We start from the raw sequence: 14,261 nt of genomic DNA on the forward strand, positions 1-14,261 counted from the left end.
CTCCAATCATCTACCGGCTTCCTCCGAGGAAGCCGACGCTTTTAAGCGATACTGTATCGGAGTCGTACCCGTCGACTTCCGGAACACGCTGCTGAAATAAGCCGCATCGGGGAAACCGACAAGGACGGCAATCTCTTGGATCTGCAGCTCCGTCTTCTTCAAGAAATGCTCGGCCTTGCGAATCCGTTCCTCCGTCATGTAGCTGACGAAGTTGTTCTTGAATCTCTCTTTAAAACGTCTGGAGAAATAGTTTGGATGGATATAGAAACGATCTGCGATCGTCTGTAGGCTTATGGGCTCATGCAGGCTGTTATCTATATAGAGCTTGATCTCGTCCATGAGGTCGGGATTAGAGGAATGCCTCATCCTGTTTAAGTGCTCTATTAGATTATTCGTCATTTCCGCAAGCTTGACCCCGATCTCCGTCCAGCTCTCAACCCCGTGGAGCCAGCTTTGCATATCGTCGATTTCTCCGATGATCCACTCCGGGATACTCGTCTGAAGGAGCAAATATTTGCGATAGAGTAGATGAAAATCGATGCAAAAGCTCTCCAATTGTTTAAAGCTGGATTCCTCGTATTGAACGAGAGTCTCCATGCGGGAGCAGAGCCACTTGGTCAAAGCTGCCGCATTGCCATCGTTTAAGAAGCGGAACGCGAGTCTCTCATCCTCTTCCGCAAGAACAGAGCTCCCGTTCCCTTTGCCTCCGGCTGCCGGTGTCATGCCGTATACCTTATTTCGTCCGTGGATGATTCGATCCCGCAGCGCTTGCTTCGCTTGCTGATAGGACTGATGAATCTGGCGAATGTTTCGCACCGGCATGCCGAAGCCGATGGTCGCTTCAAGCTTGAGATAGCCGCTAATCCCCGTCATAGCCTCTTCGAGCTCTCGCTTGATAGCGGTCAGCTCAATGGAGTTCCCGTCTCCGAGCACATAGACGAGCTCTTTGTCATAGATCGAGTGAAGGAACAGCGTCCCTTCCCGTTCATTGGATTCCAACTGTTGGGAGATAACATTGGAGATCGCGTATCGAAGAAGAGCTTCGTCTCCCTTAAGGAAGGAGCGATAAGGCAAAGAGGGCAGCGCGACTTCGAATAGGACGACTACGAACTCTCGGCAAAAGTCGTTCATAGAAGCCATCTTCCCGTCCTGCTCGAATGCGATGCTCTCGCCTCCTTGCTGGATCAGCTTGGTCAACAGCCGTTGGCGCGAGACCTCCTCGCTTCTTTGCTGCAGCAGCTCAAGCTCATCGCCGAGAGACGAATGCCGACGATCCTGCTCGATTTTCGCCATGATTCGAATCAGGCAGTCCCGAAGCTCTTCGGGATCGACCGGCTTCAGCAGATAGTCGGCAACTCCGTATTGAATGCCTCTCTTGGCGAACTCAAATTCCTCATATCCGCTGACCAGAATAAATTGCAGCTTCTCGTCTAGTTCCTTGGCTTCGCGAATAAAATCAAGCCCATTCATCTCCGGCATGCGAATATCCGTGACGACGATGTCCGGCCGAAGCTCCGCAAGACGCCGCAAGCCTTCGATTCCGTTTTCGGCTTCGCCGATCTCCTCGATCGGCAGCCCCATTCGTTCAATAGTCCGGATAATGCCTTGCCGCAAAATCGGCTCATCTTCAATAAGGAGCAGTTTCATTGGATTGCTCCTCCTCTCCCAGCTTTCTCAAATGAATAACGACTTCCGTTCCTTGCTCAAGCTCGCTGGTTACCGTAAGCCCATACGCATTGCCATATAGAAGCTTTATCCGGTTCTGCACATTCATTAACCCTATGGACGATGACGGATTCGCTTCGCGTCGCTGCTGTATATCCTGAGTCAGGAGCAGGTTCAACTCCGCCAATCTTGCAGCCGCGATGGGCGGACCGTTATTCCAAATCGAGAGATAGATTTGTTGATCGGAATGGCTCCAGCCCCGGATTCGCAATTCGCTATGCGCGGACATTCTATCGAAGACATGCACGAAGCAGTTCTCGACCAAGGGCTGTATCAGCAGCTTAGGAATGGAGATGCCGTACAACGACTCCTCTACTTCGATTGCGTATTTAAACCGGTTCCCGTAACGCTGCTGCTGGATGTAGAGGTACAATTCGATCTGACGCAGCTCGAGCTGAATCGTCGACGTTCGGTCGGCGCTAATGTTGTATCGAAACATTTTCGCCAGCGATCGGCTGATCAGGCTAATGCGCTCATCCTCATGCAAGGTTGCGAGACTATCGATAATACCCAATGTGTTGTATAGAAAATGAGGATTGATTTGGAATTGAAGCGCCTTGATTTCCGCTTCTTTACGAACCAGATCGGTCTCGTACACTTTCACGATAAGCGCCTTGATCTCCTCTGCCATATGGTTAAACCTATGGATGATGTATCCGGTTTCATCTTTGGTGCGTATAGGGAGTATAATATCGTAATCGCCCTTCTCGACGGCCAGAATGCCTTTTTTAAGCTCCTTGAGAGGGGTTAGGATTCGCGAGGAAAGAAGAATGGCGATCAGCATGGCTCCCAATAAGCAGGCAATCCCGATAAAGATTGTATCTCGCGCCAATTCGTTCACTTCTTTGAGCAGGGTGCGGACATCGACGATGCCCACCAGTACCCATGACGTATTCGCCAAGGGCTGGGAGACGTACAGCACTTCCGAGTCCTTATGATGTTCCAAAGGCTTGCCAAGCATAGAGATATCGGCCGATATTCGGGCCGTCTCCGTCTTGGAATCAACAAGCAGAAAGTTGACGCCTTCCGTCTCTCCGAGTCCCTCGAGCCATTGCTTTAGATACTCATAGGAAAGCTGGATCATTAGGACGCCGATGATGGGGAACTTGGAAAGCGTGCTAATATTTTTCACCGCTTGCACGAACGTGAGCGTAGTTACTTCCTGACCTGTACGGCGGTCGAACGCTATCGAGGGTATCCAGACGCCTTTACCGTTATTGGCTACCGCGATCTCCTTCAAGTCATCGAAATCCACTACGTCCGTGTTGTTGAGGTTGCCCTTGATCAAGCGATTGCCTTCAAGCTGCGTTACCACGATAAATTCCACCGCGGAATGGTCCGTCACGAACTGGCTGAAGTTGCCGGAGAACTCGGTATAGGCCAGCGGATCAGAGCCTAGCGTCTGCACGAAGTTTTGGAATCTCTGGTCCGAGAAGTAATTCCAGGCGGTACTTTTGATGTTCGCCATCTGCGTCTCCAGGTTGGATGCCGATTGCGAGCTGAACAGCTCCATGTTCTTGAGCTCGCGCTGCTTGATGTCGGAGGAAGTATGATCGTAGGTATACAGGCCCAGCGTTGATACCGTAACCGTGATGATAGCGAATAAGGCGAGCAGCATTTTGCGAAAAAGGGAACGTGAGATATAGGCGAATACATCCATAATCCGCTTCTTGATCGATTGGATTAACGTGAGTATAGCCATCGCCCCCCCAGATAATAGTTTTTCTACCATTCATTATAATCCGATTATTTCTATAAAGGGAGTCCTTCCTGCCCGGTTCTCTCATAAACCGCCGTCACACCATATTGCTTATTTAGTCCCTCCTCGTATCGTTTCTTCAATAGATTCAGCGTAATTGTACAGAGTTTCGCTTAGAGTGAGAATGGAATATCTATACTTTTTCTATATGAATATCTTAACAAGCACGCCAAACAGAGGTGCAGGGAGTAATCCCCGCACCTCTGTTATCGCGTTTGGTTCTAGATTCCGCTGACCTTGAAGTTATCCAGATAAACCCGGTGATCCCGCGCGAATGTGGATCCGATCAAGACGGCCGCGTAAGCGGTCGCGTTCCCTGTGAATCCGGTCGTCGTGAAGCTGTAATTGCTCGTGCTGCCCGTAAAGGTTACGTCGGAAATCGCGCCGCTTAATGTGTCCACCGTATAGGCGAGATGGAGAAAGCTGCTCTCCGGGGCCCATGTTCCGGTATATGCAATCTCGGATCCGACGGATTGCCCGTTCACCTTAAGCGTGACGGCTCCCGTCCGGTTGTCTATGCTCAGGCCGTTGAAATAAGTCTCTACGACCTCACCGCTGCTTTGGGTGGGAAGAGCGGAATAGAATCCGAGTCCCACGTGCGCGGTAGCTTTCACTGGGAACGAGAGATCGGCTTCGATGCGCAGTCTTCCTGGCTTGAGATAAGTACCGGAGCTGCCAAGCGGAATGGCGATTGCGCCTCTTGCGTTCCCAGCCGCGGTAATCTGTGCCTGCGGCGCCGGATTGCCTTGGACGTTGTTCACTGAGGCGGAAAAGTTGCCGTTTGAAGGAAAGCTTGCCAGTGACCAAGTCCCAGCCGGAAGGTTAGCCGTGTCCGGCGATCGTCCGAGTATCGCACTGCCGTTGCTTCCGCTGAACGAGTCGGAGATCAAGGTGCGTGCTTGAACCGTCACCGCCACGTCCGCGGTTAGGCCCCCAAAGGAGGCTTGCAGGACGGAGGTGCCAGCGGTCATTGCCGTAACCCTCCCCGTCGCGTCGACATCGGCGACCGCAGGGTTGCTGCTCGACCAAGCGACCTGGACATCGCTCATGATTGTATGATTCTGGTCATAGACGGAAGCCGTTACGGTAGCCGTATCTCCGACAGCCAAGTTGACTGAAGCCTGATCGACTATAATCGACGTCGGCTCCAAAAGGTCATCTCCGAGATTTGTTCGATTCGTTAAGATTAAATCCCCGAAGAGGTTCGGATTTTTTGTGAAGCCGATCCCGCTCATATACTCTATCCATCCGCGTCTGCCAGTCCCGTCATTATCGTTAACCAACAGCGAGAACCCGATGGCATTCGCCGCAGACGGCGTCATTCCTGCCGGCAATATTTCCGACCATTTAATCGCCAGCTCATAGACGGTTTGTGTTCCTTCCCGATGGATTGCGACCGATGAATTCTGCAGATTATTGCCGCCGATGCCGCCTCTTTTCATGACCGCATTCGTATCTGAATTCAATGCGACGATGTTCTCGCTCCATCCCAGCTTGCCTGGCTCAATCGAGCGGCCCGGATCGATAGCGAACTGGATGGAATCTCCCTTCCAGGCATCGCCCGGGGGATTATTGTTGATATGGGTATTATCCGTCACCCGAACAGCCACATACAGCTGCTCCAGATCCCACTTTGTATAGGAGACGGCGCTCAGATCCTCCGTACCTCCCCAGTCTGTCATAAGCCGGACTTGCGAGGCCTGATCTAGCGTGACTGATTCCGCGTTGCTCCACTCCGTTGCATCGATAACGCCATCGATCACAATGGGGTGTTGCGCCATGACTGCCGTCAGAGCGCTGATATTCCGTTCGATGAGCTGCGAGAAACCATCGTCCCTGTCTACCTTTACCTTGACAAATAATGGAGCGTCCTTACTTAGGGATGGCGCCGGAATCGTAAGGGTCGTGCTCGAATGAGACGCGATAGGCGCAAAGGTAACCGTTCCGGCCATATCAGCCGGCTCCAGCACGGTGACGGTACCTCCGCTCATTGTCGCGAGCGCATTCTGATTGTCGATCGTGACCGTCAGATTCCAACCGTCTCCTGACGCGTTCACGACAGGAGACGCATGTACGACGACCGCTTCCTTCATTAGGAATCCTAACGTCAGGCTGCCGTACCGTTCACCAGCGGAACCGATCGGATAGATCCGCGCGACTCCGACGGAGGAAGTCTCCGGGGCTCTGACGGTTAAGGTATCCGTTGTTGCTCCCGCATGGAAGGAGCCTCCCGATACGAGCTGCCAGCCGATCGGAAGCGCTAGCTCGTAAGTTCCGGATAGCGCTTCTGCCCCCCCTGCCCGAGTAACCTGTATCACAACCTCTTCCCCAGGTGCTGCCGTAATGACGGAGGAATCCGCCTTATAAGTCGGAGTATCCAGTATGGGAGCCGCGGCGAGGTTCCCGATGAGGTAGATAGGCGCTTGGGAAGCCGTGAATGTCGTCGTTCCGTCGATTGTGTCAAAGGAACGAGCATTGCCGAACATGTCTTTCAGTTCTACTTGGGCAGTTCCCGTATGCAATCCGATTTGCTTGTCGGCATTCGACCAGAGCACAATGATATCTTGGTTATCGGACGCCCTGTGGAATTTATAAGCTCGTACGTCATTGTCAGCCAGATTATAGGCCTGAACGAAGGAGGCTCCGCCCAGCAAATCCGACACGGCATTGAACCCGACAAAAGAAGGCTTTGGCGAATTGTCGACGTACAGAACGCCTTGGCTGCATTCGTAGAAGGTACTGTCAGTGCAGTCATTCAGAAAATCATACCAGTAGATTTTATCGATTAGCTTATCGTTTGCCAGATTGGCTACGTACAATTGAACCCCATAGGAAGCCGACTCAATTTCCGTGAACCCTCCCCACTTTTGTTCCATCGTCGGCCAGCCGATCTCGGTCAGCCATAATTCGATGTCCTTCGTAAGCCCATGACTCGTTTGATAATCTTTGATATAATTGTCCAAATCCTGGAATTCAGCAATCGTTTCCCCTTGCTCAGGATTATAAGATGGGTACACATGGAAGGACATGACGTCTAGATATTCCGTGGCGCCAAGATCGACCAACTGTTTCAACCAGGGCTCGTCATAGTTCAGCGTTACGCCGCCGACTACCTTCAAGCTTGGATTCACGCCTTTGATAATCGTATACGCGTTCTGCAGAATAGCCAGATACTGCGCTGGCGTCAATTGGGTACTCAATTCATTGCCGATCTCAAAGGCGTTCACTTTGCCCTGCAGGCTCGTGACTGTCTGCTGTATGACAACAGGGTCCGTACTCGTCACGATGAACGTGCTTAATCCGTTTGCGGTCGCGTTATCGATATAAGTTGTCGGATTCCCCGGGTTGTAGCCGTCTCGAATCGATATGGCTCCCGTCTGGGCAGCAAGAGGAAGACGAATGTCCGAGCCTCCGTACGCTTTGCTGAAGTGGGTGTTCATGCCGAGGAATGATTGGACAGCTTGGCCCGTGAGATCGGCAATCGTTCCAATATGCAGGTCTTCGTGGAGGCGTATGGTTCCATCATCGCTTACGGCGTCTACGGATACGGTGTAGGTTCCTTTATCCAGAATGCCAAAATTCAGCGGCTTGACGAATCCCTTTTGCTCCGGATTTAGGCTGATATCGAACTCTCCTTCATCCACTGCGATATTCGAATAGTCAAGAAGGCTGTACGTGACGTGCAGCAATTTGCCGGATTCGAACTGATTGTCAAATACCAGGTTGATCGTTGACGGTTCCGTCTCCTTGAATATGCTGCCTGCTTTAACTTGAGCTCCGCGCATGGATACGGTAGGAATCAGTTCAGCGGTTACCTTGGAGAAGCAGACCGGCGTGTTTGTTTCGATACGGAAGTCGGCGCCATTATTCAGACGGTTGCTGAATTGAGCATCATCGACGATGTATACCGCCTGCTTCCAAGTGTTGCTGCCGGTCAGCAAAGTCAACTCCGTATAGGCGTACTGGGTCAGCGTGGAATCATAGGCAAGCTTGAAGCCCTTCTCTCCGGACACGGCACTGTCATAGTAATCCACCGTTACCTTGACCGTATTTTTCCCGCCGTAAATGTAATTGTCGGATACTTTAACATAGATATAGTGCGCGCTGGCGGAAGGATTCGTCTGCCAGCCAGTGATGCCGTTGTACGTTTGGATGGTCTTGGCATTTGAATCGCCGGCAAACGCCGTCAATCCGTTTTCCTGACTGGTAGCACCCATGATTACGCTTACAGGTCCGTTGATCTTCGTCACGGTAACGGGGACGCTCGCGGTGAGCGTGCCATACTTGGCCGTGACGACGGCGCTCCCCAGCTGCAAGAGCGTGATCTTGCCCGTACTATCGACCTTGGCGATGGCAGCGTTGCTGCTTGCGTAGCTGATAGTCAGCTTGTTCATCAAGTTCCCGTTTTGGTCCAATACGGCTGCGGCGATCGTTCTGGTTGATCCGATTGGCAGGCTAACGGCTGACGGGACCGCCTGAATCCCAGTCGCTACGGAAGTTGCCGCGCTTTTCCCCACGGTTATGCTCCCGAATAGAACCGGGACGGAGGTGTCAATTCGGATATCGGCACCGTTTTCCCTGTTCGCAAAGTTTGCGTCTTTTAAGGTATAGGTGACGGTTTTCCATGTGTTGCTTCCAGTCAAATACGTTTTGGGCACGTTGTAATCCCAAGCGCTCGATACGGAGTCATAAGAGAATCCGAAGACGTTGTCCTCACTGCCCGCCACATCGAAATATTCGAACGTAACCGTGACTGCGTTCGTTCCACCATGGATAAAGGTATCCGAAACATTGAGGTAAATATATTTGCCGCCTCCCGCCGGGTCAGTTCTCCATCCGGATTTGCCTTGGACCGTCTCTTTAACGACCCCTCCTGGGCCATCTCCGTTCCATGCCGTAATTCCGTTCTCCGTGTTCGTCTGTCCCAGAACAATACTAACCGGACCTTGCGCTGGATCTGCACCTGCATATGACGGAACGAGCGCGACGATCAACATCCAAGCAATAAGCAATGACAAAACGGACTTCCCCTTCATTAATACCCCCACCTCACCTCATCATAAAGTTAATTGCAACTTTATTATAATGACAATGCGTGAAGCACCCTATGAATATCCTAATGTAGGCGCTATTAAATATTAAACGAGTCGATAGTAGCAGCTGGCCGAAGGCTTTTAAAATTCCAAGAGCTTCTTAAAAGTATTAAAAAATGTCTAACATGTACACACCTTTGTGCCCTGAAAATCAACTCTCTTGTTACGAATAATAAACACGGATTTCCTCAAGCCGCTTTCATGTTAGTTCGTGCTTCAACGAAAAACGGCAGCCGATCGTTAGGCCGGCTGCCGTAATGACTGGTTAAGCTGAAAGTTCCGTTAGCTTAAACTTATGTCTCTCTCAAGACGTTCAACATATTCGTGCTTTGTTAACCCGTACATGATGGAATCGTAATATCTCCCATTCGTGTAATACATCTGTCGACGTATCCCCTCTTGAACACATCCAACTTTCCTGAGCATTGCAGCCGATGCCTCGTTCCCTTCAAGTATGTAGTCATTGAACTTATTAAGTCTGCGTTCGAAGAAAGCATATTTTAGGAGTATGTGAACTGCCCGCGTGCCGTATCCTTTCCCTCGATGATCCCTGTCGATTTGGATCCCGATGCTAAATGTACCGTTTCTTTCGTCAATGCTGTTTAAATTAATGCCGCCAACTTGTTCACCGTCCAATTTTTCAATGGTAAACATAAGTCGATTGGATGAAAAGTCAGCAAAACGGTCAGCAAACGCTTTTGCTTCTGCAACCGTAGGCGGCAGCTCAACAGCGCATTCTAAAAGGCGCCGTGCCGGTGTGTCAAAACGATTAACGTAGTGATCTTCCCAATCTTCTGGCTGTATCGCGCGCAATCTTATAGCTTCATCTTGCCAAAAATAATTGCTGTAATCTATATTCCGCACGAATCGCACCTCCACGTTCTTAAGATATTCCCGCTATTTTAGCTCATGAAATCTACTTGGAGCTAGAAACGTACTTGCCGTGATTTCCCCACTTTTCCACCCATTTATTCATCTCGTTCAGCGCAGTTTGGAAGTCGCGTCCCTTTTCTGTTAAAGAATATTCCACAGTTACGGGAACAGAAGGAAAGACTTGGCGCAGGACAAGACCATTATGTTCCAAATGGCGGAGAGTATCCGTAAGGGACTGCGTCTTGATCACTGCTACATTCCTTTGGAGCTGATTAAATCGCTGTGGCCCGCGAAGCAATGCATGCAGTACTAGAAACGCCTACTTGGCTCCAAGAATTTGCAATACCTCACAGATCTTTGAACTATCCGTTTCCATTTCCGAATGCGATTCGGAATTAACCTGCTCATTCATTCATCTTCCTCCTAACAAAAAGTAAGTTAGTCAAAATAGATTGATTATATCCCAATGGTTTGCCTTTTTACAATATTATAGGAACCCTTCTATAATGACAATAACTCAAAAGGAAGGGAATGAAAGGAATGAATAAATGGACGGTTAACGTACTTGCTCTAGGGGTGTTTTTAACGGCTACTTCCGAGTTGGTTGTCGCCGGAATCCTAAGTGTACTCGCAAAAGACTTAAACATTTCGAACGCTTCTGCGGGGCAATTGATCGTAGCCTACTCGCTAGCCTTTGCCATTGGAACGCCTCTGCTCGTATCACTGACATCCCGCATGGGACGCAGAAAATTGCTGTTAGGTGCTTTTGCAGCTTTTATATGGGGGTGCTTACTTTCCTTCTGGAGTTCAAATATGTCCATCTTGATTGTGTCCCGCATTATTCTTGGCGTAAGTTCAGGCGTATATATTGTCGCTGCATTTAGTGCGGCTGCCAAAATCGTCCCTCCCGATAAAATAGGCAGTGCAATCAGTACGATCGTTCTGGGCTTCAGCAGCGCGATGATTCTAGGTGTGCCTATCGGCATAGCCATTACGGACTGGTTGAACTGGCAAGCTATTTTCTTGATTTTAGCACTGTTAAGCCTATTCATTGGCTTCGTCGTTTTCCGCTTGTTGCCAGAAGTCGATGGGGACGCTCCGATGTCATTCCGGCAACAATTCAAGCTGCTCGGAAGTGCCGTAATCGTAAGCGGTTCGTTTCTGACCTTCTTTAGGGAATCGGGAAATTCGGTGCTGTTTACGTATTTAACCCCTTTTATGCAAGACATCCTTCAGCTTAAAGCATTCAACATCAGCATCGTCATGCTTGTTTTTGGAATATTCGGCGCAGTCGGCACCCGCTTGGGCGGTTACGGTATCGATCGATGGGGAGCTGTATTTCATTCAACAAACTCCCCAATCTTCCGGTCTGGTTCTAAGCCTGAATACTTCGATCATTCATTTAGGCTTGGCGACTGGCGCCGGTGCAGGCGGAGCGATGATAAAGGCCAATTCCACCGTCCTCTACAATCCATGGATGGCGTGTTTTATAGTGATGTTAGCGCTAGTGTCAGCATTCATCAGTTTTTCGATGGGGGAAAAAAGGCTGAGCAATCTACAAAAACGCCAGGCTTCATAAAATAATGAATAAACTTTATCAAAATAGAGGCAGTTATGGACGGTATTGAGTCCATGGCTGCCTCTGTTTTTCTGAATTATCGCAATCCGTGAGAATTCCTGAAATAGCGAATCGCACGGTTTTCAATAAATACTTGTTGTGGTCCCCTGACACTTACAACATGCTTTTTTTCTTGAAACGCTATTAATAAGCTTCAAATGAACTGCTAGTTCCGCTCGTTTTTATGAATTAATTTCCTTTTGCAATAAAGAGTGCGATTCGGTTTTTAATCGAATCACGCACTTCGCGAAACTTTTCGAAGATTTCCTCTTCAGTGCCGATTGCTTTTGCCGGGTCGTCAAAGCCCCAATGCCAACGTTCAGCCTTGTCATTGATTACAACCGGACAGTTATCGTTTGCGTGACCGCAAAGGGTGATAATAAAATCCGCTTGCTTCAAGATTTCAGGATTAATAACATCTGAAGTGTGCGTCGAAATATCGATGCCGGCCTCTTTCATGGTTAGAACCGCGCGGGGATTCAGTCCGTGAGCTTCCAGACCAGCGCTCTTCACTTCGTATTTATCGCCGCCAAGAGCTTTAAGGAACCCATCGGCAATCTGGCTTCTACATGAGTTCCCGGTACATAGAAAGTAAACGAGAGGCTTCTTCTTATTCATTGTTGCTGATCTCCCCTATCGTGAATACGTTTGATACTTGCTAATTCATGGTGGTCTTTACGATAACTTGAACCTAATCCTGCTTTAACGAGGATCAAGATGGCGACAAATATAACTGTAATTCCAATGATTAATAACCAAACATTTAAGCGTGTGGAATTGATCAAATGAAGCCACAGGTACAATCCCGTCAACGTGATAAATAGCGTGGGAACAGTCAGTATGATGCCGGTTTTAAAATAACTGCCCCACGTAATTTTTACGGATTTGCGAGATAATACGTGTAGCCAAAGGAGCGTAGCCAGAGATCCGATTGGCGTGATTTTTGGTCCTAAATCACTGCCGATTATATTGGCATACACCAGAGAATCCCTGATAACTCCTTGCGTGGCCGTTCCCTTAATGGCAAGCGCGTCGATCATAACCGTGGGCATGTTGTTCATAATGGACGATAAAATGGCAGCTAAAAAACCCATTCCGATTGTAGATACGAATAATCCCTGATCTGCAATCGCTTGAATAACATTTCCAAGGGTGTCAGTCAAACCTACGTTCCGAAGCCCATATACGACAACATACATGCCAATGGAGAAAGTCACGACGGCCCATGGCGCGCCTTTCACTAGCTTCCAGGTATGAATCGCGGGGCTGCGCCGTGCGGCGGCAATGAACCATATCGCAACTGCTCCTGCGATGACGGAAACAGGAACGTGTATAAACTGGCTTACAAGGTACGCAACAAGCAGAACGGCTAAGATTGCCCATGAAAGATTAAACAGCTTCTTGTCTTTAATGGCTTCGGATGGCTTTTTAAGCTGCTCAAGATCGTAGTTGCTTGGAATGCTGCTGCGGAAAAATAAGAACAAGACTAAAAGGCTAGCCAGAATGGAGAATATATTCGGCACAATCATGTGGCTTGCATATTCCACAAAGCCGATACCGAAATAATCAGCAGACACAATGTTAACGAGATTGCTGACCATAAAAGGCAATGAAGCCGTGTCTGCGATAAATCCACTGGCCATGATGAATGGCAAAATCATTCTCTTGTCGAATTTGAGCTCGCGCACCATGGCGAGTACTATTGGCGTCAAAATGAGCGCAGCGCCGTCATTGGCAAAGAAAGCAGCTACAGCCGCGCCAAGGAGAATTACGTATACAAACATTAACTTTCCGTTGCCTTTGGCCAAAATTGCCATATGCAGTGCTGCCCATTCAAAGAATCCAATCTCATCTAAAAGGAGTGAGATTAGAATTATAGCGACAAATGCAAGCGTCGCATTCCATACGATGGCGGTAACCGTACCAACATCTGCTAGATCTACTACTCCAAAAATCAATGCAAGAATCGCGCCACCGCTTGCTGACCAGCCGATATTAAGCCCTTTCGGCTGCCATATGACTAACGTTAAAGTGGCAATGAAAATTAGAAATGCTACTAATACCATTTGACCCTCCAGGTTACGTGCAGCAATTATTATTAGTTTCATCCGATGTCGGTTCGCTAGAAGTGCTTACCGGTTGCTGTGCTGGCACCGTACAACAAGCGCTTGGCATGTTGACGTTATCTTCTGCTGCTTCGAATTCGCTGTCTTCTTTTGTATAGAACACTTCCCAAGGATTACCTTCCGGATCGGTTACCCATATTTTATCTTGAACGGCATAACAACAAGTGGTATTCATCTCATCAATTGAGGCGAGGCCGGCTTTTTGAAGCCGATTTTTGACCGTAAGTACCTCTTCGATGTTTTGAACTTGAAATCCAAAATGGTTAATGACTCCCTTATTTTCATAAGATCGTGCATTAAGGGAGAAGTGCAGCGCCGGATTAATTAGTTCGAATTTTGCATAGTTTTCTTTCGTTTTTGTGGGCTCGGCATTGAATAATTTTTTGTAGAAGCTTAAAGAACGCTCGAGATTTCTTACATTAATGGCGACATGCATTTTCATAGCAATTTTTCCTCAATTAATCAATTTTTTTTGTTTTATAATTCAAAAAAATTTAGCAGCTGCTCGAATTAGCAGCCGCCGGTCTGAAAATACAGCATAGCTGTTCGGAAAGAAGATCATTTATTTCGCTGGCATTGAGCTCGTAATAGCTCCAAGTTCCTCTTGTCTCTTTTGTAATCAGGCCGGCATCCAAAAGTATCTTTAAGTGATACGATAACTTGGATTGCGGCATCTCCACCACTTCAGTTAAATCGCAGACGCAAGTATTGCCGCGCTGGCACAACTCATATAGGATTTGCAGTCTCTTTTCATCTGCTAATGCTTTGAATTTTTGTTCGTACTTTTCAAATGATAACGGCATTGTTGTAAGTGCATGAAATGGAATTGATCTTTTCATCACGATCACCCTCTCTTATTCATAATTTCATACGAGATCTAGTAGCGTAGCATGCCTATCCTGCTTAACGTCGCCTTAACATTCCTGATATATCAAAAATTCTTGATTTATTAGCTTGAGTAAAATTTACCACACATACATCTTCAGATCAACCGTTACATCAATAAAAATTGATTTATGATAATCTGTTCGATTATTAACCATGCAACGAAGACAGCCGGCCATTAA

The 14,261-nt window shown here is 48.4% G+C and carries 10 protein-coding genes; 1 reads left to right on the forward strand and 9 read right to left on the reverse strand.

Annotation, left to right across the window (positions count from 1 at the left end; genetic code table 11):
* Positions 1 to 6 precede the first annotated feature (6 nt).
* The 5 genes from AC0YN3_RS03870 to AC0YN3_RS03890 all read right to left on the reverse strand — a co-directional run bounded on the left by AC0YN3_RS03870 (position 7) and on the right by AC0YN3_RS03890 (position 9,757).
* Entirely contained in the window at positions 7 to 1,647 is a 1,641-nt protein-coding gene (locus tag AC0YN3_RS03870) for a response regulator (protein ID WP_475773775.1), read from the reverse strand.
* Positions 1,628 to 3,427: a sensor histidine kinase gene (locus tag AC0YN3_RS03875; protein WP_475773776.1), complete on the reverse strand. Its 1,800-nt coding sequence runs from the start codon at positions 3,425 to 3,427 to the stop codon at positions 1,628 to 1,630. The genes AC0YN3_RS03870 and AC0YN3_RS03875 overlap by 20 nt, the downstream gene beginning before the upstream one ends.
* Before the next feature lie 278 nt (positions 3,428 to 3,705).
* A complete protein-coding gene (locus AC0YN3_RS03880) occupies positions 3,706 to 8,520 on the reverse strand; it encodes a sugar-binding protein (protein WP_475773777.1) in 4,815 nt (1,604 codons plus the stop codon).
* A gap of 339 nt (positions 8,521 to 8,859) precedes the next feature.
* A complete protein-coding gene (locus AC0YN3_RS03885; protein ID WP_475773778.1) occupies positions 8,860 to 9,441 on the reverse strand; it encodes a GNAT family N-acetyltransferase in 582 nt (193 codons plus the stop codon).
* Positions 9,442 to 9,493: 52 nt separating this feature from the next.
* Positions 9,494 to 9,757, reverse strand: a complete 264-nt coding sequence (locus tag AC0YN3_RS03890) for a winged helix-turn-helix transcriptional regulator (RefSeq protein WP_475774282.1) — start codon at positions 9,755 to 9,757, stop codon at positions 9,494 to 9,496.
* A gap of 233 nt (positions 9,758 to 9,990) precedes the next feature.
* Here AC0YN3_RS03890 and AC0YN3_RS03895 point away from each other — a divergent pair, with 233 nt between their 5' ends.
* Positions 9,991 to 11,034 (forward strand): MFS transporter, encoded by a 1,044-nt coding sequence (locus AC0YN3_RS03895; protein WP_475773779.1) that lies wholly within the window; start codon positions 9,991 to 9,993, stop codon positions 11,032 to 11,034.
* Positions 11,035 to 11,257: 223 nt separating this feature from the next.
* Here the strand turns inward: AC0YN3_RS03895 and arsC are convergent, their stop codons facing one another.
* The 4 genes from arsC to AC0YN3_RS03915 are packed head-to-tail and all read right to left on the reverse strand — an operon-like array spanning position 11,258 to position 13,997.
* Entirely contained in the window at positions 11,258 to 11,686 is a 429-nt protein-coding gene (arsC, locus tag AC0YN3_RS03900) for an arsenate reductase (thioredoxin) (RefSeq protein WP_475773780.1), read from the reverse strand.
* A complete protein-coding gene (locus AC0YN3_RS03905) occupies positions 11,683 to 13,134 on the reverse strand; it encodes an arsenic transporter (RefSeq protein WP_475773781.1) in 1,452 nt (483 codons plus the stop codon). Before AC0YN3_RS03905 ends, arsC begins: the two co-directional genes overlap by 4 nt.
* A gap of 13 nt (positions 13,135 to 13,147) precedes the next feature.
* Positions 13,148 to 13,636, reverse strand: a complete 489-nt coding sequence (locus AC0YN3_RS03910; RefSeq protein ID WP_475773782.1) for an ArsI/CadI family heavy metal resistance metalloenzyme — start codon at positions 13,634 to 13,636, stop codon at positions 13,148 to 13,150.
* 52 nt (positions 13,637 to 13,688) lie between these two features.
* The gene (locus AC0YN3_RS03915) at positions 13,689 to 13,997 is read right to left on the reverse strand and encodes an ArsR/SmtB family transcription factor (RefSeq protein ID WP_475774283.1); all 309 of its coding nucleotides are present in this window, start codon (positions 13,995 to 13,997) and stop codon (positions 13,689 to 13,691) included.
* Positions 13,998 to 14,261: the final 264 nt, after the last annotated feature.

The sequence above is a fragment of the Paenibacillus sp. J22R232 genome, from assembly GCF_056269165.1.

What these genes read in the sequence shown, in the direction of transcription:
- AC0YN3_RS03870 (WP_475773775.1), bottom strand. Translation starts at nt 1,647, where the DNA reads ATGAAACTGCTCCTTATTGAAGATGAGCCGATTTTGCGGCAAGGCATT.
- AC0YN3_RS03875 (WP_475773776.1), bottom strand. Translation starts at nt 3,427, where the DNA reads ATGGCTATACTCACGTTAATCCAATCGATCAAGAAGCGGATTATGGAT.
- AC0YN3_RS03880 (WP_475773777.1), bottom strand. Translation starts at nt 8,520, where the DNA reads ATGAAGGGGAAGTCCGTTTTGTCATTGCTTATTGCTTGGATGTTGATC.
- AC0YN3_RS03895 (WP_475773779.1), top strand. Translation starts at nt 9,991, where the DNA reads ATGAATAAATGGACGGTTAACGTACTTGCTCTAGGGGTGTTTTTAACG.
- arsC (WP_475773780.1), bottom strand. Translation starts at nt 11,686, where the DNA reads ATGAATAAGAAGAAGCCTCTCGTTTACTTTCTATGTACCGGGAACTCA.
- AC0YN3_RS03905 (WP_475773781.1), bottom strand. Translation starts at nt 13,134, where the DNA reads ATGGTATTAGTAGCATTTCTAATTTTCATTGCCACTTTAACGTTAGTC.
- AC0YN3_RS03910 (WP_475773782.1), bottom strand. Translation starts at nt 13,636, where the DNA reads ATGAAAATGCATGTCGCCATTAATGTAAGAAATCTCGAGCGTTCTTTA.
- AC0YN3_RS03915 (WP_475774283.1), bottom strand. Translation starts at nt 13,997, where the DNA reads ATGCCGTTATCATTTGAAAAGTACGAACAAAAATTCAAAGCATTAGCA.